Genomic DNA, 19,185 nt, shown 5'->3' with positions numbered 1-19,185 from the left:
AATTTTTTTGCCCTGCCTGGTATTTCTCAGATTAAATACTAGTTTAGTGTGCGAATATCCCTCCTATGAAAAATAAGGTACTTAGAAAGTTTGTAGAATATGTTTACGGTAATTATGTGGGCAATTTCCTGGGTTTTGTAGTGGGCACTGCATCCACCCGCCTGGTAGCTCATTTCTTCACTAAACGGAGCATCTGGAATCTATGGGGCACTTTTGGGCATAAAACAGCCGTTACCAAAAGCACCTATACCAAACTGGAATGGACCGTTTCCATTGTCATAGGTTTTATCGTATTTGAGCTGGTATCCAAATGGCTCAAGAAGAAGGTGGATCAGCAATTGCCTAAGTATAAGCTTACCCGTTGGATGGTGGAAAAGAACGAGGAAGAGAAAAAGCCCCAACCGGAGCCACAGGCAGAAACAGCGCCTGCTAATTAGGTACAGGCGCAATTACTATCCTTATCTGCCGGATCACGAAGGTTAGAATTCCCTGTCGTTCAACTCACTGCTGGGTAGTTTAAGCTTACTGGCAAACCTGTTCAGATTAAAACTCATATTGATGAGCAGGATATTAGTTTCGTAGATATAATTCGTGGTCGTATAAAATGCTGTACCGGAGGTAGTGATCCGTTGTTGGGCAGCATTGAAGATGCCTATGTTCTGCCACTGTAGGGTGGTGGCGAAGCGTCCGTTCATAAAGGTTTTCCTCACTGATGTATTGGGTATGAAGTAAGCCGCATCCTCACCCTGGGCTGTTGGCCGTTTGGACAAGTAATTGACATTGGCCTGTACGCTCCAGGTTTTCGCTAATTGAAAGGTAGTATTGGCGTTAAAAGTATAAGCCCAGCGCTGATTGTTAACGGCTACCGGCTCGCCCAGTATATGAATGTCCCCGCTAATATGATAATTAAAAACATTAGCCCCCGCATAAAATGACCACCAGCTTGTCAGCTGCAGGTTAGTGCCGGCTTCAAAGCCGATCTGTCTGGCCGTTCCTGCATTCGTATATATACGGTTCAGAATAGTGTCTGTATAGACGCTGTTCAGACGCTGGATCGGGTTTTTGACATGCTGATAATAAGCCGTTGCAAAAAAGCTACCGGTGCTGAACGTGTGGTTAATGCCTAACTCCACCTGGTCAATAAACTCCGGTAGAAGATCAGGGTCGCCTTCCTCCAGCGTTTCCGAATGCTCCCGCTCTGGAATTGGGTTCAGTTCCAGATTAGTAGTTCTGTTAATACGTTTACCGTAGTCCGCTTTTATCTTCCAGTTCCCGCTGATACTGTATTGCAGCAAGGCGGAGGGAAATAAATTAGAAAGATCAAGCTGATGCCGGTTGGGATCATAAGAAAGATCGACTGTCCTGGTGGCATATTCGTAACGCAGACCGCCATTATACTCCCATTTGCCGCTTTTGCCGGAATACTGACTGTAGACCGAGTTGATCATGTTCTGAGCATGGAAACTTCCCTGAAATTTATTGGCGTCCGGCTGTGAGGTGGGCGGTGTCACCAGATAATCGAACTGTCCGTCCTGGGTGTCATAGCGTAATTGGTAACCGCTTTCCAATTTCCCGTTGCCCAGTGGCAGGCTGTGATCTAATTTAAAGCGATAGCCACTGATCGGCCGTTTATATGGATTATACACATATTGTAACGTATCGGCGGTATTTGGATACTGCAGGTTACGGTTGCGGGTGCTGCCATGAAGACCGGCGTGCTCATACACCAGGTTTACGGTCAATGTTGATTTATTATCAAAGGTGTGCGTGTAGTCAACGCTTGACAGTGTAAAGCTACCCTCTTTGGTTTGCAGATTGGAATTAAAATAGGTGGTGCTTCTGACCAGATCATTGCTGTTAAGACCGGAGGTCGTGTTATGATATAACAGGTCGGCTATCCTGTCCTGGTAGCGTTGACCGAGGAACAGGCTACCGGAAAAGCTGTTGGCGGCATTTGCCGTAAAATTAGCGGTGGCACGCCCGGCATAATTGTATTTTTTAAAGCTGCGTTCACCGGTTGATGGGAAGCGGGTGATTGTGCCTTCTGGCAGGTTTTTAGTATACACATCACCTTCCCGGTAACCTGCATTGTCGTTACGGTTATAATTACCGCTGACGGAAAGGTCCCATTTACCCTTACGATAATTCAGCGTGGCATCGCCACCAAAACGTAAGGGCTTACGTGAATTACCATGATCATCTATGCTGGGCAGGCCTCCCTGCGCGTTCAGTGCCAGGGTCATGCCGTCTACTGCGCCCTTTTTGGTAATGATATTGAGGATACCGCCCCTGCCATCCGGGTCATATTTGGCGGAAGGGGAGGTTACCACCTCGATGTTCTCGACCACGTTGGCCGGCATTTGCGATAATACTGTTTGCGCATCCGTAATGACCGGTTTGCCGTTAATGAGGACCATAAAGCGATCCGAGCCGCGCATATTTATATTCCCTTCCCCGTTGACGGATACCGATGGCAAGTTTTTGATCACATCAATGGCCGAACCGCCTTTGGCGGCTTCAAACTGGCCTGCCCGGTAAACCTGTTTATCAATCCTGGTTACGGCGTCAGCCTGCTGGCCTTTTACGCTCACCTCTTTAAGCAGCTGATCGGAGGGCTGCAAGATAATATCGCCAAGATCCAGCAGTTGCCCTTCAGAGAGCTGCAGGTCAGTTTTGATAAAATTCCGGTAGCCAATAAAGACAATTTTCAGGCGGTAATGCCCTGCTGGAAGTTTGTTGAGCTCAACATTGCCATTAGTCTTACTCACTGTACCTGCGATCAGACTGGAATCAGCAGTTTTGAAAATTGCTGCGCTGGCATACTCAATAGGCTGATGGGTTTGTCCGTCTATGATACGGCCCTTGATAGCGGCAGTCTGCGCAAGAACAAAATAACATTTAAATAATATCAGTGTTAAACAAAAGACCCTTCTCATTGGTAAAGCAAAAGCTCAAAATTAAGCGGGCATTATGGCTTCCTACGGTATGATTGCTGTTTTGTGCGGTATATTTGACTTCCCGGCCAGCAGCTCGCGGTAAGCGCCAGGGGTCAGGTTCGCAGCGCCTTTGAAGAATTTGACAAAATGCGAGGTGTCACTGAAATGCAGTACGAGCGCAATTTCTTTTATAGACAGATCAGTTGCTGATAGCAGGGTCTTAGCTTCGAGCAGCAGCCGTTCATTGATCACCATGGAAGGCGTTTTACCGGCGCCTTCGCGGCAGGCGGCGTTGAGCTGCTGGGTGGACACATTCAGTTGCGCCGCATAGTCCTGCACTCTTTTGGAGCCCGGTTCTGTGGCATGTACCAGGCTTTTGAACTGGTAGTAAAGTACGTTTGCGGGTGATTGGGAAACCTGCAATGCCAACATGGCTGTCTTCTGTAGCAATAGCTGTAAATAACCCGTCAACACTTTCAGATCAGATTCTGCTTTTTTATATTCTTCATAGAACAGGGCCAGGAGTGGTAAATACGTGTCATCATGTGATAATCTGATCATGGTATTCAACCCGTAAACGATTGCCAGCAGATCAGCGCTTAACAGCTCTTCCTTAAACAGCAGTACATAACCTTTGGGTATGCGGGTAAAGTCCCAGCAATGCGTCTGGCCTGGTTTTAGGAAGAAAATGGCCGGAGGGGTAACCGTGTAGGTGTGATCGTCGATCAGGTGCGTGCCGGCTCCGTCACTTAGCACGATCAGCTCAAAGTAGTCCGGGTGCTTATGCGGCAGGGTAGGTTTGATCACCTCCTTAAAGGGGCTGATCTTCAGCAATTGAGCGCCGATCTTTGTTTTTAGAGGAATGCCAGGTTTCATGTTCTGCTTATGGGTTCCGTATTAGAAGCGAATTTATGCAGCCGGTTACAAGATAACCTGTTATTTTATTGTTATTCCTATTTTTCGTAAGGGAACGCTGTTATTAGCTCAACTGTTTGGCCTCATCAAAATACGCCGTCGTTTCCGCTACCATCGCTTCCATCAATTCCTTTGCTTTCCGGTGTTTTAGTACCGGCGCTATCTGTCCGCTCCAGAAAAGTATCAATTCCCATTGCTGCTGTTTGATAGCCGCCTGCCGCAGGGAAGACATTAACTGGCCCTGTAGTGGAAAGGGCAGGAGGTCCTGTTCTTTTCCGCGGATCTCTTCAGAGATCCGGCTGCGCAGGCCGCGGCCAAGCCGGCCGGTAAATGCCCGCGTGAGCACGCTGTGACGGGAAACATCGGAGAACAACATCTCCCGGTGAATATTCAGCGCATTGGATTCTTCACAAGCCAGGAAAGCAGTGCCTACCTGTACGCCATCGGCCCCCAGGGCCAGTGCCGCCGCAATCCCCCTGCCATTGGCAATACCACCGGCAGCAATTATGGGCGTACGTACTTTTTCCCGGATCTGTTGTATCAGCACAAAGGTGCCAACAAGCGACTGCTCTGCCGGGGCAAGGAAAGAAGGGCGGTGCCCGCCGCCTTCGAAACCGGAGGCTACGATCACATCTACCCCTGCTGCTTCCAGTGCGATGGCCTCATCCAGCGTGGTGGCGCCACCGGCGGTGATGATGCCCAGTTTACGGCATTGTTCCAATATATCTGCGGAGGGAATACCAAATACAAAGCTGAAAACGGGCGGCCGCACGTCCAGGATAACATTTACCTGGTTGGCAAACCGGGAGGAAAAGGATAAGGGCTTGTCTGGCGGCTGGATGCCCAGCTCTTCAAAATAAGGCATTAACAGGGCCTGGGCCTGTTGCATGGCCGTAGCAGCCACGGCGCCGCCATCGGCGTCTGTATCGCCTACCCATAGGTTGATATTATACGGTTTATCCGTGGCCTGTTTCAGCCCTTTATCTGCCGCGGCTATCTCATCCGGCGAGAGGGTGTAGGCGCCATAACCGCCTACACCGCCTGCATTGGATACCGTGGCTGTTAGCTCAATAGTGGAGAAATTACCGCCAAACGGCCCCTGGAAAATAGGATACTGCACGCCCAGCATTTTTGTAACCCTGGTATTGTACCACATAATAGCTTGTTTTGATGGTTTACTTTTTATCCGCTGTGATACCTTGTTCACGTAACACAGATACCTGCTCGCCGCCAAATCCCCAGTCGTCCAGTTCTACTTCCTGGATCACTACATGCGTGAGTTGCGGATCTTTATTCAGCACATTGGTCATGAGGTCAGTCACGCCCTTGATAAGCGCCTGTTTCTGCTGGCGGGTAACGCCTTCTTTGGTGAGCTCTATTTTAATGTACGGCATAACTATTAATTTTTAGCGGTTTACTTATGCAACTTTGGCGGTAATATGTACATCCAGGTCAAAATCATTATAGATAAGCGTATCGCCCAGGTTCTGGAAGAAGTTGCCGGAACGGAATTTCATTTCGTATTTGGTACGGTCTACCACCAGTTTGCCGGTAGCCTGCAGGGTATCGCCCTGTTGCTGCACGTTGGCGTCAAAAGCAATGGGATGGGTAATGCCTTTGATGGTCAGCTGGCCTTCTATCCGGTATAATGTGCCGTTAACAGGCGTAGCGGCCGTGATCTCGAAATTAGCGGTAGGATACTTCTCTGAGGAGAAGAAGTCATCAGAGGCCAGGTGTCCTGCAAACTGTGCATTGGTAGCCGGATCGGTAACATCCAGTATGCGGATGGAGGTCGTGTCTATGGTAAAGGCGCCACCGGCGATCTGCTGGTCATGGAGCGTAAGGCTGCCTTCTTTAATAGCGATAGTGCCGTTGTGGGCGCCGGTTACCTTACGGCCTACCCATTCAATATTACTTTGTGTGCTTACGATAGCAAAATTTTTAGCTGACATTTTGTTTGGTTTTAAAAGTGATGTTTTGTTTTTACAGCACAAAGTAACGAAGGGACGGGTTGCCGGTTACGTGACGTACATCACTATTTGGATCCGTTGTATAACCGGCTCAGGGTTTCCCGGGAAACGCCCAGGTAGGCGGCAATCAGGTGTTTGGGCACCATATTATATAAAGCGGGGTACTGATCCATTAGCTCTTCATACCTTTTACGCGTATCATTATTCATTAACGATAACAACCGCCGCTGGGATGCTACATATCCCTTATTGGTGCGGAGGCGGAAGAAACGTTCCATCACATGCATTTCCGCACAGAGCTTTTCCCGGTTGTCATTGGACAGTGCCAGCACTTCCGCATCTGTGATACAATCTATATTGATGGTGGCCTTATCATGGCTATACAGCGCGTGGTAATCAGAAGTCCACCAGGTGGGCATTGCAAACTGCAGGATGTACATCTTTGTTTCATCATTGATATAAAAGGCCTTTGTGCAGCCGGATAATACAAAGTATTCCTCTTCCACGCGGCTGCCTTCGCTGATGATCACCTGTCCTTTTTTAAAAGACCTGGGGGTGAAATGAGAAAGCACATACGCAAACTGCTCATTCGTTAACGAAACGGTCTTTGCAATATGTTCCTGTAACTGTGCTGCCATAGTTATTATTTGTACGTAAAATTAATCAAAGCCGGCAGTACAAGGTAGCACATATACATAACATATGTTATGTAATCATTAATGCAATATTATGTTTGTGTAATCTCTGTTACGCCAATATTATCTTATTGTAACTTTCCCTTATACCACTAACAGCCTGTTTTAAGAATTCCTACGTTTGAACATTGTTCGTAACCGGAACAAGTAGCTGACCTGTTATTCATTGAATAACATGGTTAAACAGAACCTGATATGTCAAAAAGGAAGATCCTTTTCCTGGTTGGATCGTTGAACCAGGCCACCCAAATGCACCAGATCGCCAGTGAGCTGCCGGAATATGATTGTTACTTCAGCCAGGTCTACAGTGATGATGTGTTGATAAAATGGGCGGTTAAAAAGGGGTGGCTCGATCATACCATTTTAGGTGGTGGCAATTTTAAGCAACGCTCTGATCAATACCTCTCCGATAACGGTTTGCGCAATGACTACGCAACCGCTGTATATAATAATAATTATGACCTGGTAGTTTGCTGCACGGATCTGCAGGTAGCTAAAAGCCTCCGGAAGATAAAGACAGTGTTTGTGCAGGAAGGCATGACAGATCCGGTAACGCCCTGGGCCAGGATCGTGCACCGCCTTCGGTTGCCGCATGTATTAGCCATGAATACCGCTTTTAATGGCAGCGGCAATATATGCGATATCTATTGTGCGGCATCTGAAGGGTATAAGCAACAATTTGCGCAATATGGCACGGATGCGGCCCGCATATTTGTGACCGGCATACCTAACTATGACCATGTAGCCCTGCATAATAATAACGATTTCCCTTATCATGGTTATGTGCTGGTAGCTACTTCTGATATACGCGAGCTGCATGGACGGGAAGACCGTGATGCCACCATCGCCAATTGTATAAAGATCGCCGCCGGCCGTCCGCTTTTCTTTAAGCTGCATCCTAATGAGGATAAAGAAAGGGCCATTGCGGAAATAAAACGGCAGGCGCCAGACGCCATGGTGTTTACCGAGGGTAATACCGGCCATATGATCGCCAACTGTGAAGAATTGATCACGCAATACTCCACCGTTGTATATATGGGCATTGCCCTCAATAAAAAAGTGCATTCCTATTTTGACGTGACCCAGTTAAAGCGCCTGGCCCCCATACAGAATGGCGGCGCCTCCGCTTACAACATAGCAGCCATCTGCCGCAGTTATATAGAGTACAAAGGTACCCGGGCAGATTTTCTGAAAACATACAAACAACCGGAATTGCAATATGCCTAATGCAGCTGAGCGCCATTTGAAAATTGTTACGGTAATACAAACCCGCATGGGATCCAGCCGCCTTCCCGGTAAGGTGATGATGCCCATCCTGGACCGCCCGCTGTTTGTACGGCAGGTGGAACGGGTACGTGCAGCCAGTTTAACCGGCACTATCGTAGTAGCGGCTACCGTTGATCCTGCGGATGATATTATTGCGGCCACCTGCGAACAAGAAGGCATCTTATGCTACCGCGGTGATGTGGCAGACTTGCTGGACAGGCACTACCAGGTTGGCCTGCAACACGCAGCCGATGTGGTGATCAAGATCCCCAGCGACTGCCCGCTCATAGACCCTGCTGTAATAGATAAAGTGATCGGTTTTTATCTCGACAATAAAGCACAGTACGATTATGTAAGCAATCTGCACCCGGCCAGTTACCCGGATGGTAATGATGTGGAAGTGATGTCCTTTGCCGCGCTGGAAGAGACCTGGAAACAGGCGGATAAACAGCTGGAACGGGAACACACCACACCTTATATATGGGAGCACCCGGAAAGGTTCCGTATTGGTAATGTAGTAATGGAGGGCCACCCTGACTATTCCATGGATTTCCGTTTTACCATCGACTACCAGGAAGACTACCTGTTCATTAAAGCGGTATACGAAGCGCTGTACGAAACTAACCCGCAGTTTACCGTGACAGATATCCTGGTGTTGCTGGCAGAAAGGGAAGAGATGTACGCCATTAACCGGCAATGGGCCGGCGTAAACTGGTACCGGCACCATCTTGACGAGCTAAAGACCATCACGCCACAACAAACAAAAATTCTGACAACCGAAATATGACAAAAGACAAACTGTCGGAGCTCACCGCCCGTTCCTTAAAGGTAAGGGAGCACATTATACGTATGACAGCCGGGGGCGGCTGCTTTATAGGCGCCTCTTTGTCCTGCGTGGAGCTAATGGTATTCCTGTACTCCGAGCTACTGAATGTAGATGCAGATAATTTAGACAATCCTGCACGCGACTATCTCTTTCTTTCCAAGGGGCATGATGTGCCGGCCATGTACGGTACGCTGGCAGAGCTGGGATTTATTTCGCCGGACAGGCTTACCCAGCACCTGAAATCTACAGACAGCATTTACTGGCATCCTAACAGGGCCATCCCCGGTGTAGAGTTCCACTCCGGTTCACTGGGCCACCTGCCGGCTGTGGCTGCAGGCGTAGCGCTGGATTGTAAGCTGAAAGGAGAGGCTAACCAGGTATTTGCCATTACCGGAGACGGGGAGCTGAATGAAGGTTCCGTATGGGAAACCTTGCTGGTCGCCAATGCTTACCAGCTGAACAACCTGACCATTATCGTAGACCGTAACCAGTTCCAGGCTAACATCCGCACAGAAGAGCTGATCCCCCTGGAGCCATTGGCAGATAAGTTTACCGCATTTGGTTGCGCAGTAAAGGTAGTAGACGGGCATGACTATACACAACTGGAAGAGGCCTTTAAAGGCGTGCCTTTCAGCGATAATAAAGTGAATGTGATCATTGCCAATACCGTACGCGGGAAGGGGCTGCCCAGCATTGAAGCCCGAGCCGACCGCTGGTTCTGCGCCTTTAATGATAACGAGATACAGCAGCTGTTTGAAGAGCTGCATGGCCACGCCGCCGCAATTATTGAATCGGAAAGCTTAACAGTACGCTAAATGAACTACGAAGAACTATTGGTACAGACCGCCACCGCGGATGAGCGCTTTATAGTAATGACGGCCGAGAACAGGGCCCTGGTGCGCAGTGCGCCCCGCCTGTTAGGCAACCGTTTTATTGATACCGGTATCACTGAACAAACAATGATAGGCATGGCTGCAGGCCTGGCCCTGCGTGGCCGCATACCTGTGGTACATGCGCTGGCGCCTTTCCTTACCATGCGCGCCTTTGAATTTATCCGCACGGATGTTGGTATTGCCAACCTGCCGGTAAAGCTGAGCGGTTATATCCCCGGCTTCTTATCAGATGGTAATGGGCCCACTCACCAGGCTATTGAAGATGTAGCGCTCATGCGCGGCATTCCTGGTATGGAGGTATTCTGTCCTGCGGATGAGGATGACCTGGTACGTATGCTGCCAGCCATCTGGCAATCGCCCGCACCGTCCTATGTACGTATTAACCATAAACAGGGCACTTATCAGCATATGGATTTTGAACCAGGAAAAGCGGAAGTGATCAGCGAAGGCACAGATGTGACCCTGCTTACTTACGGCTTTTTATTCGGCAATGCCCTGGAGGCAAAAGCGCTGCTGGAAAAAGAAGGACTAAGTGTAGGACTGGTGAATATGCGCTCCCTGAAACCGGTGGACGAAGCCTGTATACGGCGTTGCGCCGCCAACAGTAAACTGCTGGTGACCGTAGAAGATCATTTCCAGACGGGTGGCCTGTACTCCATTGTAGCAGAAACACTGATCAACCAACCGCATAATACTACCATATTCCCGCTGGCCCTCAAAGAACGCTGGTTTAAACCCGGCCTCCTGGGCGAAGTGCTGGCCTTCGAAGGTTTTACGCCAACTGGTATTGCAACTGCTGTTTCCGCGCAGCTGCAGCTTATTCATGCAAAAAACAAACAACATGCCTAACACCATCTCCTTTAACGAGCAGTATCCTGTAATTACAGCATCAGATAAATTATATGCACGCGCCGTAAATATTATGACGCCTGTTACCCAAACATTGGCCAAAGGCCCCGGGCAGTATGTTACCGGCGTAGCGCCTAAATACCTGAAAAGAGGCAAAGATGCGCATGTGTGGGATGTGGATGGCAATGAGTATATAGATTATAACATGGGCATTGGCCCTTTATCCCTGGGCTATTGTTATCCCCGCGTGGATGCCGCCATTGCTGCCCAGCTGAAAGACGGCATTACTTTCTCCATGATGCATGAGCTGGAAGTAACGCTGGCGGAATTGGTACACCGTGTTATCCCCAACGCGGAAGCGCTCCGTATCAGCAAAACCGGCGCGGATGTGACCAGTGCGGCTATACGCGTGGCACGCGCCTTTACCGGTCGTAAAAAAGTGTTGTGCTGCGGATATCATGGCTGGCATGACTGGTATATCTCCGTTACCAGCCGTAACAGCGGTATCCCTGAAGAGATAGCAGCGCTGACTTCTACTATTGACTACAATGATATTGAGTCTGTAAAACAGGCGCTGGATGAAGATACCGCCTGCGTGATACTGGAACCGTTTGTATTTGCGGAGCCTAAAGATAATTTCCTGCAGCAGCTGAAAGAGGTATGCGAAGCCAACGGCACCCTGCTCATCTTTGATGAGATGTGGACCGGTTTCCGCATAGCAGTAGGCGGCGCACAGGAGTACTTTAATGTAAAGGCAGACCTGGCCTGTTATTCCAAAGCTTTTGCCAACGGCATGCCCATCTCCCTGCTGACCGGCCGTAAAGAAATTATGCAGCTGTTTAATGAAGAGGTATTCTTCTTTACCACTTTTGGCGGCGAAGCTTTATCCCTGGCAGCAGCCGTGGCTACCATCAACGAAATGATAGAAAAGAATGTGCCGGCCGTGCTGGCGCAGAAAGGCAAACTGTTGAAAGACGGTTATAACCAGCTGGCAGCGGAAATAGGCGTTGCAGAATGCACCTCCTGCACTGGTTACGATTGCCGCTCTATGGTAACATTTAATGCACCGGGTCAGGATACACTGCTGCTGAAATCCTTTGTGCAGCAGGAGCTGTTTAAACGCGGCATCTTGTGGTCCGGTTTCCATAACATGAGTTTTACCCATACCAGCGAAGATATTGAGCATACGCTGGCCGCCTACAAAGACGTGCTGCCCTTGCTGAAACAGGCCATCGCAGATAATAACGTAGGCGACCTGCTGAAGGGCAAACCCGTGGAAGCTGTATTCCGTAAGGTGAGCAATTTTAATACTAAACCGGTAGTAAAAGCATAGTTACGCAGCATGGAGCTTTTTTCTTTAACAGACAAAATAGCATTGGTAACCGGGGCCTGCGGCTTACTGGGTATACAGCACTGTAAAGCGCTGGCAGAAGCCGGCGCCAGGGTAGTGGCTGCAGACCTGGATGAAAACGCCTGTCAGGCGCTGGTAAATGAACTGGGAACGGAGCACCTGGCCATATCACTGGATGTTACCAGCCAGGCCTCCCTGTGGACCGCCCGGGACCGCATACTGGAAAAGTACGGCCGCCTGGATGTATTGGTGAATAACGCCGCCATTAACGACATGTTCGAAAATCCTTTGATGGCAAAGGAGCAATCCATGTTTGAGCATTACCCGCTGGAGCAATGGAACCGCTCCTGGAATGTGAACGTAAGCGGCATGTTCCTTTGCTCCCAGGTAATGGGCGCCGTGATGGCCGCGCAGGGGAGTGGCAGCATCATCAACATTGCATCTACCTACGGTATCGTAGCGCCGGACCAAAGCATTTACCGCAATGCCGCAGGCGAGCAGACTTTTTATAAGTCGCCTGCCTACCCGGTAACCAAAGCCGCGGTGCTGGGCTTTACCCGTTACCTGGCTGCTTACTGGGGCAACCGGAATGTACGGGTCAACGCGCTCTCGCCCGGTGGCGTAGAAAACAACCAGGATACTTTTTTTATACAGAATTATGCCGCTAAGACCTTATTGGGTAAAATGGCTGCAGCGGCAGATTATAAAGGAGCTGTTGTATTTTTAGCGAGCAATGCATCCGCTTACATGACCGGCGCCAACCTGGTAGTGGACGGTGGGTGGACTGCCATCTAAAATCTCAACAACATGAATGAAACATTAATCGAAAAAGCGAAAAAGATCAAACTGCTGCTCACAGATGTAGACGGCGTACTGACTGACAACGGCGTGTATTATTCCGAAGCAGGCGAAGTGATGAAACGTTTCTCCATCCGCGACGGTATGGGTGTAGAGCGGTTACGCAAGTGCTGTAACATTGAAACAGGCATTGTAACCGGCGAAACCTCCGGCTCCGTAGCAAAACGGGCAGAGAAACTGCACATTACTGAGCTGCACCTGGGCATAAAGGACAAAGCCGGTTTACTGGCCGTGATCCTGGAACGCAACGGGCTGCTGCCAGAAGAGATTGCCTTTATTGGCGACGACGTGAACGACATTGGCATTATCCAGCTGGTGGGCCTTTCTGCCTGTCCGGGCGACGCCATGCCGCAGGTAGCGGAGCTGGTTAGCTTCCATTGCCAGCAAAAAGGCGGTTATGGTGCATTCCGTGAGTTTGCAGAATGGTTGATCGCTTGCCGAACGTAGTAACCTACCAAAAAAACTTATATCTTATGAACACAATTGCGGTGAGCAACCGGAAATCTATCGGCGAGGGACAGCCTGTTTACATCATAGCTGAAATTGGCATAAACCACAACGGTTCCCTTGAAATTGCCAGGAAACTTATTGACGAAGCCGCAGCCGCAGGTTGCGATGCGGTGAAATTCCAGAAACGCACGCCCGAGGTTTGTACCCCAAGGGACCAGTGGCATCTGCAACGCGATACCCCCTGGGGCCGCATGACCTATATTAACTACCGCCACAAGGTAGAACTGGGTTATGACGAATACGCTGCTATTGACAAACATTGTAAAGATCGTGGCATCGATTGGTTCGTATCCTGCTGGGATGAGCCCTCCGTTGATTTTATCGAACAATTTAATCCCGGTGTATACAAATTCGCTTCCGCATCCCTGACCGATCACGCCCTGATCGAAAAGGTGAAAGCCACCGGTAAGCCCTTTATCTTATCCACCGGCATGTCTACCATGAACGAGATCGAGACAACGGTAGAGAAGTTTGGCACGGACAATATGATGATCGCGCATTCTACTTCCGCTTATCCCTGTCCGCCTGCAGAGCTGAACCTGAAAATGATCAACACCCTGCAACAGCTGTATCCTAATACACCTATCGGCTACTCCGGCCATGAGACCGGCCTGGCTACCACACTGGCAGCTGTGATCATGGGCGCCACCTTTGTAGAAAGGCATTTTACCCTGGACCGCGCTATGTGGGGCTCTGATCATGCCGCTTCTGTAGAGCCGCAGGGAATGCATAAGCTGGTACGCGATATCCGCGACGCTGAAATGGCTATGGGCGATGGTATCAAACGTGTATACGAAAGTGAAATGGGTGCATTGAAAAGATTACGCCGCGTGATCACCCCGGACGCAGAGACCGCAAAGTAAAGCTACTTACATGGACAATATAGTTTATTATACCACCAGCATCCTGCTATTAACGGTAGTGGTGCTGGTGATCCTGGAAAGGAAGTTTCCTTACACCAAGGGACTTCCTTTTTTCAGAAAGGGATTTTGGATAGACCTGGTATGGTATACCATTATTCAAAGCTATTTCCTGAAGATCCTGATCTTCGATTACATCATACAACCGGTTGACCGTACCTGGCACTTGTCATCCCTGCAGCTGGTCGCCAACTGGCCTTTATGGACGCAGGTGTTATTCTTCCTGGTAACGCATGACCTGTATATCTATTGGTTTCACCGCTGGCAACACCATTCAAAAATACTATGGCGCACGCATGAAGCGCATCACTCCGTTACTGAAGTGGACTGGCTGGCAGGTTCCCGCTCACATGTTGTGGAGATCATTATCAACCAGACCATTGAATTTGCGCCTATTATCCTGTTGGGGGCCAATCCCCTGGTAGTGCCCATTAAGGCGTTGATAGATGCGGTATGGGGTATGTATATCCATTCCAATATAAATGTGAAATCCGGCAAGCTCCAGTATTTTATCAATGGACCGGAAATGCACCAATGGCATCACGCTGACTACCAGGAAGTGTTCTACGCTAATTTCTCCACTAAGTTTGCCGTGTGGGACTGGTTATTTGGAACCGCTTACCTGCCCGATAAAAAACCGGAGGTGTTTGGTTTACCGTATGTGTATCCTAAAGATTATTTTGTGCAGCATGTGTTTTCAGTAAAGCGGATATCGGAAGATGATCTGCTGAGATACAAGTGGTTCAATAAATACTATCATCTGCGGCCCAACATCATGAAATGGCTGGGCAGGCAGCAGCAGGAGCTGCTGAAACCCAACGCAAACGTAGAACCGGTTACACAAGGAAAATAAGTGCTATGGCATGGGTATATCTTTTTATTGCGGCGGTTTTTGAAATTGCCTGGACCTTCTCCCTCAAATTCCTGGACTTTAAAAAAATAGGCGCCATACGCTGGCAGGCATACTTCACTAACCGGGAGCACCTGCTGGTGTTGGCGCCCTTAATAGGTTATATACTGTTTGGGATAGCCAATGTGTTCTTTTTTTCGCTGGCCACCAAACAGATTGCCACATCTACCGCATTGGCCATTTGGATGGGTGTTGCGCTGGTAGGTGTGAAGGCGGTTGATATCAGCATCTTTAAGGAGGCGTGGCATCCCATGCAATTCTTTTACCTGGCATTGATAGTAGCCGGTATTGTGGGGTTAAAAGCAGGTAATTAATTCAGTGTTGTTTGTTCTCAATAGCTTTTAGCTTTAATACCCCGGCAGCTTTTGTATATCCGCCTTCTGCGCCGTCCACGAAATGGATATGGTCATCTTTCAGGTCGCGTACATAACATGACATAACAGACGCTTTACTTACGCAATAACCGTATACGATCTCCCCGGCATCCTCCATTGCACTCAGGGCATGCTGCAATTGCAGCCGTTGTTCCGCGGTGCCGGTGATCACTGTGTTTATCTTACCATCTATCACCAGCGTGTCAGACATCTCTACCAGGCGGCTCAGGTAGGTCTTGCCGGTTTTGGTTTTAAAGTAAAAGTATCCCAACCTGTTCTTACACCAGGCATATAACAGCTGCAACAGCTTCATGCTGCCAAAGCGGGTACGCATCTCCATACCCAGTTGCTGGAAAGAGCTGGTAAGTTTAAGTTTTGAAACAGAGATAGGTTGCCGCTGTTCCGGCGCTCCGTAGATATCGTCGATATAGGCAATCACCTTACCGTAGGCGGCCGCTTGTTGAGCGCCGGCGGTTGCCACAGCAATTAAGGTCACCACTTCATAGTGCAGCAGGGGAGGTGGTACCTGGTCCCAGCGGCATTGCATACCGCTAAGATCCAGCTCTTCTCCTTCGGCTGGTGGCGCCGTAAGCAGGTAATCGGGCCCTTTTATCAGTTGCTCCGCATAATACAGGCCATCACCCAATACAATAGGAATGGTAAAATTACCAGCGCTGCAGAACTTGCTGACGGTAAGGGTATGGCCGGCGGCATAAATATCTTTGATGGCTACGCTGCCCACCCGTAAGGTAAGGCCAAACTGCGCCTGTGTTTGCTGGCTATGGATCTGGAGGGCGGATAACGCCACCTCTTTAACACTGGCAGGTATAAGAAAGGTAGCGCCATCGCCGCCAAAGAAAAAAGGAATAGTGGTATTGGTCTTGAAAGTGATATTTAAAACCGCTACAATACTGCCGGTGGCAATATAATTTACGGTTTCATGCTGCCCGTTCTGTACTGCGGAGGTGGAGCCTTTTATGTCCGTGATGATCACATGCCAGTCATCCGGTATCTTGTAGAACAGGTGTTCCTCCTCCAGCAGATCACGGAGTGTTATGCGGTTAACAGGTAGCCTGGAATAGAATTGATCGTTACTTGCTGCCATAATCTGATTGATACACAGTGCAATGTTAAGATAAAATAAGGTGTATTTGGTGCAAAGGCCCGCCAATAGTAGAGATTGCTGCAAAAAAGAAATTACTAAAAGTTGAAAACCTTTTACATTTCTGTGCGTAATAATAGTAAATGTACTGTTATGCTTACCTATTCCACACTTTCGATCCGCCATGTACGAGTACTGGCGTTAGGCACTGCTATTGCGTGCATTACCGGTCTGAGTGCTTGTAAGAAGCATGATGATTTCAGAAAAGAAATGAAAGTACGCGCTTCGTTAAGCGGCTCACAGGAAGTTCCCCCCAACAACAGCCCCGGAACAGCAAAATTAAAAGGCACCTACAATTGCAAGACCAATGTGATCGATTATGATCTTAGCTGGGAAAAGATAACTGGTCCTCCGATTGCCATGCACTTCCATGGCCCCGCTACTCCAGGCCAGAATGCGCCCGTGGAGATACCCATCACCGGGTTCCCGATGAACGCTACCGGCTCCTTATCTGCAAAGGACACATTAACAGAAGACCAGGAAGATGACCTGCTGGCCGGCAGGTATTATGTTAACATCCACACTAAACTCTATCCCGGAGGTGAGATCAGGGGACAGGTATCAGTGAAGCACTAAGTTTACACGTTATTTTTTGAGGAGACATTGGTTCAATGATGATCCGGCCGCGTAGCTATCGATTGCAGGCGCGGCCGGGTCTTTTTATATAGCAAGAAAATTTTGTTAATGACAGAACCACCGGTGGGAAACTTTGTTATTCTATACACTGACCATATTAATATCAGATCATTGTAACATCGCCACACGATCCACAAATAACCATATAAAGAAAAAGAAAACCACTACTATGAAACCGCTATCGACCTCCACACCCGCCCGCTGGACACGTGATTACGTGTTTGACGCGCTAAAGGACCTTGGCATCCACTACATTTTTGGCGTGCCCGGTACCAATGAGATCCCGATCATCGACGGCACTTCCTACCCGGAAAACGGGGTACGGTACATTGAATGCCTCCATGAGAATATTGCCATTGGCGCAGCCATGGGCTCTGCCCGCATGACGGGTAACCCCGGCGTATTGGTAGTGCACGTAACACCCGGTATTGCGCACAGTGTTGGTAATCTCTTTAATGCTTACCGGTCAGAGATGCCGCTGGTGATCCTGTGTTGCCAGCAGCAGAATGAATTGGTAACTCAGGAGCCTTTACTGGCCTCTAACCTGGTGGATATTGCCCGGCAATACACTAAATGGGCGCATGAAGTGCGCACGCCGGATGAGATCCCCCTGGTATTACAACGGGCCTTTAAGGAGGCTATGGCGCCACCCAACGGCCCGGTGTTTGTTTCCATTCCCTGGGATTTTACCATGGTGGCCATCGAAGACACGGATAAGCTGAAAGGGGTGACCCGGATCTCACCGCATTTTATTGGAGATTACGCCACCATTAAACAGGCCGCTGACATGCTGGCCGCCGCCAACAGCCCCGTGATAGTAGCGGGGGATGCGGTGGGTTATGCAGACGCCTGGCCGGAACTGCAGGAGCTGGCAGAACTGATAGGCGCGCCGGTAGTGTTACAGACCTTTAGCAGTGTGGCTAATTTTCCCAATAATGACTATCACTGGCAGGGAGAGCTGCCGGGCTCACAGGAAGGCGTACAGGCCGTGTTCCAGCAACACGATGTAGCGTTCCTGGTTGGCTTTGGCGCACAGGCCCAGCTGGCGGTGTATAAATACTCCGATGGCCCTTTGTTCCCACCGTCCGTAAAACAGATCTACCTGACCAATAACACCTGGGATATTGCCAAGAATTATTACGGAGAAGCGGCTATCTTTGGCGACATTAAGACCACCCTACCTGTGTTAAATAACTACATTAAGCCGCAGCGGCCAGCAGGCGCGCCCGCCCGGAATGATCATATGAAAGCTATGGCGGCAGAGCGTGCGGCGGAATGGGATAACTACCTGGAAGAAGCCATGCAGCAGGAGGATATCTGGGCCGTGGTGATCGCCAAAGCCTTAAAAGATGGTATTGAAGCACGTGGCCTGGAAGATGATTTTGTGTATGTACACGAAGCGGTATCTGATGGCGCACCTTTCCAATACTATCTGCCCTTTGGCGATGGCGGCGCAAAACCCATCAGCTATTATTGCGTAGCCGGCGGCTCCCTGGGCTGGTCAATGCCGGCCTCCCTGGGTATTAAGCTGGAAAAGGAGACCGCGCAGGGTATAGGCACCCGGCTCGTGATCAATGCCGTAGGGGATGGCTCCTCCCTGTTTTACCCGCAAACCTGGTGGACTGCCGCGCATGAGCAGCTTCCCATCCTTTATATCATCACCAATAACCAGGAATACCATACCCTGCAGCTGGGGCTGCAGCAGGTGGTAGGCGCTTATGGCCATGCCCCTGGTTATGACTGGAGGCCTAAAACAATGGACCCTGACTATCTGCGCCTGGAAAGACCCAAACTGGATTTTGTGGGCCTGGCCAATGCCTTTGGCGGGGTGCAGGGCGAAGTGGTGGAAACGCCGGGCGCCGTAAAAGCAGCCATAGAAAAAGCGATTGATCATGTGCTCAGCAACGCATCTTCCTATGTGCTGGATATGCGCATCGCGGCTAATACACCGGTAACGCCGCCCACCACGGCAAAAACAGCAGCAACAACCCGGCATTATATTAATCAGCCCGTACTGGACGTCTTTCATAAAAAGGCTTTGAAGGCTTATTTTATGGAATCCGGCAATGGGGTAATGCCGTCTAATATTCCCTCAATCTTTTAAAAACCATTAT

At 49.4% G+C, this 19,185-nt stretch carries 20 protein-coding genes; 13 read left to right on the top strand and 7 right to left on the bottom strand.

Annotated features, from left to right (window positions below):
* Positions 1 to 65 precede the first annotated feature (65 nt).
* On the top strand, positions 66 to 437 hold the full coding sequence (locus F0L74_RS13735) for a hypothetical protein (RefSeq protein WP_149838423.1): 372 nt from the start codon (positions 66 to 68) through the stop codon (positions 435 to 437).
* 42 nt (positions 438 to 479) lie between these two features.
* Here F0L74_RS13735 and F0L74_RS13730 read toward each other — a convergent pair whose 3' ends face one another.
* The 6 genes from F0L74_RS13730 to F0L74_RS13705 form a co-directional block, all read right to left on the bottom strand.
* Positions 480 to 2,936, bottom strand: coding sequence for a TonB-dependent receptor (locus F0L74_RS13730; protein ID WP_149838422.1), 2,457 nt, complete (start codon positions 2,934 to 2,936; stop codon positions 480 to 482).
* Positions 2,937 to 2,978: 42 nt separating this feature from the next.
* On the bottom strand, positions 2,979 to 3,812 hold the full coding sequence (locus tag F0L74_RS13725) for a helix-turn-helix domain-containing protein (RefSeq protein ID WP_149838421.1): 834 nt from the start codon (positions 3,810 to 3,812) through the stop codon (positions 2,979 to 2,981).
* Positions 3,813 to 3,915: 103 nt separating this feature from the next.
* Complete coding sequence (locus tag F0L74_RS13720) at positions 3,916 to 5,007, bottom strand: NAD(P)H-dependent flavin oxidoreductase (RefSeq protein ID WP_149838420.1); 1,092 nt, start codon at positions 5,005 to 5,007, stop codon at positions 3,916 to 3,918.
* Positions 5,008 to 5,026: 19 nt separating this feature from the next.
* Positions 5,027 to 5,245 carry a tautomerase family protein gene (locus F0L74_RS13715; protein ID WP_149838419.1) on the bottom strand — a complete coding sequence of 73 codons (219 nt, stop codon included), beginning with the start codon at positions 5,243 to 5,245 and terminating at the stop codon, positions 5,027 to 5,029.
* A 24-nt stretch (positions 5,246 to 5,269) separates the two neighbouring features.
* A complete protein-coding gene (locus F0L74_RS13710) occupies positions 5,270 to 5,803 on the bottom strand; it encodes a YceI family protein (RefSeq protein ID WP_149838418.1) in 534 nt (177 codons plus the stop codon).
* Between the two features lie 83 nt (positions 5,804 to 5,886).
* Positions 5,887 to 6,459, bottom strand: a complete 573-nt coding sequence (locus F0L74_RS13705) for a Crp/Fnr family transcriptional regulator (protein ID WP_149838417.1) — start codon at positions 6,457 to 6,459, stop codon at positions 5,887 to 5,889.
* Positions 6,460 to 6,711: 252 nt separating this feature from the next.
* Here F0L74_RS13705 and F0L74_RS13700 point away from each other — a divergent pair, with 252 nt between their 5' ends.
* The 10 genes from F0L74_RS13700 to F0L74_RS13655 are packed head-to-tail and all read left to right on the top strand — an operon-like array spanning position 6,712 to position 15,213.
* Positions 6,712 to 7,743 carry a hypothetical protein gene (locus F0L74_RS13700; protein ID WP_149838416.1) on the top strand — a complete coding sequence of 344 codons (1,032 nt, stop codon included), beginning with the start codon at positions 6,712 to 6,714 and terminating at the stop codon, positions 7,741 to 7,743.
* Positions 7,736 to 8,569, top strand: a complete 834-nt coding sequence (locus tag F0L74_RS13695; protein ID WP_149838415.1) for a cytidylyltransferase domain-containing protein — start codon at positions 7,736 to 7,738, stop codon at positions 8,567 to 8,569. Before F0L74_RS13700 ends, F0L74_RS13695 begins: the two co-directional genes overlap by 8 nt.
* Positions 8,566 to 9,423: a transketolase gene (locus F0L74_RS13690; protein ID WP_149838414.1), complete on the top strand. Its 858-nt coding sequence runs from the start codon at positions 8,566 to 8,568 to the stop codon at positions 9,421 to 9,423. The genes F0L74_RS13695 and F0L74_RS13690 overlap by 4 nt, the downstream gene beginning before the upstream one ends.
* Entirely contained in the window at positions 9,424 to 10,350 is a 927-nt protein-coding gene (locus tag F0L74_RS13685; protein WP_149838413.1) for a transketolase family protein, read from the top strand.
* Positions 10,343 to 11,683, top strand: coding sequence for an aminotransferase class III-fold pyridoxal phosphate-dependent enzyme (locus F0L74_RS13680; protein ID WP_149838412.1), 1,341 nt, complete (start codon positions 10,343 to 10,345; stop codon positions 11,681 to 11,683). The genes F0L74_RS13685 and F0L74_RS13680 overlap by 8 nt, the downstream gene beginning before the upstream one ends.
* Positions 11,684 to 11,692: 9 nt before the next feature.
* The gene (locus F0L74_RS13675) at positions 11,693 to 12,496 is read left to right on the top strand and encodes an SDR family oxidoreductase (protein WP_149838411.1); all 804 of its coding nucleotides are present in this window, start codon (positions 11,693 to 11,695) and stop codon (positions 12,494 to 12,496) included.
* A gap of 12 nt (positions 12,497 to 12,508) precedes the next feature.
* The gene (locus F0L74_RS13670; RefSeq protein ID WP_149838410.1) at positions 12,509 to 13,006 is read left to right on the top strand and encodes a KdsC family phosphatase; all 498 of its coding nucleotides are present in this window, start codon (positions 12,509 to 12,511) and stop codon (positions 13,004 to 13,006) included.
* Between the two features lie 26 nt (positions 13,007 to 13,032).
* Positions 13,033 to 13,932, top strand: coding sequence for an N-acetylneuraminate synthase family protein (locus F0L74_RS13665; RefSeq protein ID WP_149838409.1), 900 nt, complete (start codon positions 13,033 to 13,035; stop codon positions 13,930 to 13,932).
* A gap of 10 nt (positions 13,933 to 13,942) precedes the next feature.
* Positions 13,943 to 14,842 (top strand): sterol desaturase family protein, encoded by a 900-nt coding sequence (locus F0L74_RS13660; protein ID WP_149838408.1) that lies wholly within the window; start codon positions 13,943 to 13,945, stop codon positions 14,840 to 14,842.
* Positions 14,843 to 14,847: 5 nt separating this feature from the next.
* Positions 14,848 to 15,213: a DMT family transporter gene (locus F0L74_RS13655; RefSeq protein ID WP_188315996.1), complete on the top strand. Its 366-nt coding sequence runs from the start codon at positions 14,848 to 14,850 to the stop codon at positions 15,211 to 15,213.
* Position 15,214: 1 nt separating this feature from the next.
* On the opposite strand, the gene F0L74_RS13650 is transcribed toward F0L74_RS13655, so the two are convergent.
* Positions 15,215 to 16,378, bottom strand: a complete 1,164-nt coding sequence (locus tag F0L74_RS13650) for a DUF3095 domain-containing protein (protein ID WP_149838406.1) — start codon at positions 16,376 to 16,378, stop codon at positions 15,215 to 15,217.
* Positions 16,379 to 16,528: 150 nt separating this feature from the next.
* Here F0L74_RS13650 and F0L74_RS13645 point away from each other — a divergent pair, with 150 nt between their 5' ends.
* Positions 16,529 to 17,011, top strand: coding sequence for a CHRD domain-containing protein (locus tag F0L74_RS13645; RefSeq protein ID WP_149838405.1), 483 nt, complete (start codon positions 16,529 to 16,531; stop codon positions 17,009 to 17,011).
* A 229-nt stretch (positions 17,012 to 17,240) separates the two neighbouring features.
* Positions 17,241 to 19,175: a thiamine pyrophosphate-binding protein gene (locus F0L74_RS13640; RefSeq protein ID WP_149838404.1), complete on the top strand. Its 1,935-nt coding sequence runs from the start codon at positions 17,241 to 17,243 to the stop codon at positions 19,173 to 19,175.
* Positions 19,176 to 19,185: the final 10 nt, after the last annotated feature.

This window comes from Chitinophaga agrisoli (assembly GCF_008386695.1).
Lineage (GTDB): Bacteria > Bacteroidota > Bacteroidia > Chitinophagales > Chitinophagaceae > Chitinophaga > Chitinophaga agrisoli.
Note: the sequence above shows the minus strand (reverse complement) of the source record. Positions and strands in the feature narration are given on the sequence as shown.

What these genes read in the sequence shown, in the direction of transcription:
- F0L74_RS13660 (WP_149838408.1), top strand. Translation starts at nt 13,943, where the DNA reads ATGGACAATATAGTTTATTATACCACCAGCATCCTGCTATTAACGGTA.
- F0L74_RS13720 (WP_149838420.1), bottom strand. Translation starts at nt 5,007, where the DNA reads ATGTGGTACAATACCAGGGTTACAAAAATGCTGGGCGTGCAGTATCCT.
- F0L74_RS13675 (WP_149838411.1), top strand. Translation starts at nt 11,693, where the DNA reads ATGGAGCTTTTTTCTTTAACAGACAAAATAGCATTGGTAACCGGGGCC.
- F0L74_RS13710 (WP_149838418.1), bottom strand. Translation starts at nt 5,803, where the DNA reads ATGTCAGCTAAAAATTTTGCTATCGTAAGCACACAAAGTAATATTGAA.
- F0L74_RS13640 (WP_149838404.1), top strand. Translation starts at nt 17,241, where the DNA reads ATGAAACCGCTATCGACCTCCACACCCGCCCGCTGGACACGTGATTAC.
- F0L74_RS13655 (WP_188315996.1), top strand. Translation starts at nt 14,848, where the DNA reads ATGGCATGGGTATATCTTTTTATTGCGGCGGTTTTTGAAATTGCCTGG.
- F0L74_RS13690 (WP_149838414.1), top strand. Translation starts at nt 8,566, where the DNA reads ATGACAAAAGACAAACTGTCGGAGCTCACCGCCCGTTCCTTAAAGGTA.
- F0L74_RS13650 (WP_149838406.1), bottom strand. Translation starts at nt 16,378, where the DNA reads ATGGCAGCAAGTAACGATCAATTCTATTCCAGGCTACCTGTTAACCGC.
- F0L74_RS13725 (WP_149838421.1), bottom strand. Translation starts at nt 3,812, where the DNA reads ATGAAACCTGGCATTCCTCTAAAAACAAAGATCGGCGCTCAATTGCTG.
- F0L74_RS13685 (WP_149838413.1), top strand. Translation starts at nt 9,424, where the DNA reads ATGAACTACGAAGAACTATTGGTACAGACCGCCACCGCGGATGAGCGC.
- F0L74_RS13680 (WP_149838412.1), top strand. Translation starts at nt 10,343, where the DNA reads ATGCCTAACACCATCTCCTTTAACGAGCAGTATCCTGTAATTACAGCA.
- F0L74_RS13715 (WP_149838419.1), bottom strand. Translation starts at nt 5,245, where the DNA reads ATGCCGTACATTAAAATAGAGCTCACCAAAGAAGGCGTTACCCGCCAG.
- F0L74_RS13735 (WP_149838423.1), top strand. Translation starts at nt 66, where the DNA reads ATGAAAAATAAGGTACTTAGAAAGTTTGTAGAATATGTTTACGGTAAT.
- F0L74_RS13665 (WP_149838409.1), top strand. Translation starts at nt 13,033, where the DNA reads ATGAACACAATTGCGGTGAGCAACCGGAAATCTATCGGCGAGGGACAG.
- F0L74_RS13705 (WP_149838417.1), bottom strand. Translation starts at nt 6,459, where the DNA reads ATGGCAGCACAGTTACAGGAACATATTGCAAAGACCGTTTCGTTAACG.
- F0L74_RS13730 (WP_149838422.1), bottom strand. Translation starts at nt 2,936, where the DNA reads ATGAGAAGGGTCTTTTGTTTAACACTGATATTATTTAAATGTTATTTT.
- F0L74_RS13670 (WP_149838410.1), top strand. Translation starts at nt 12,509, where the DNA reads ATGAATGAAACATTAATCGAAAAAGCGAAAAAGATCAAACTGCTGCTC.
- F0L74_RS13645 (WP_149838405.1), top strand. Translation starts at nt 16,529, where the DNA reads ATGCTTACCTATTCCACACTTTCGATCCGCCATGTACGAGTACTGGCG.
- F0L74_RS13695 (WP_149838415.1), top strand. Translation starts at nt 7,736, where the DNA reads ATGCCTAATGCAGCTGAGCGCCATTTGAAAATTGTTACGGTAATACAA.
- F0L74_RS13700 (WP_149838416.1), top strand. Translation starts at nt 6,712, where the DNA reads ATGTCAAAAAGGAAGATCCTTTTCCTGGTTGGATCGTTGAACCAGGCC.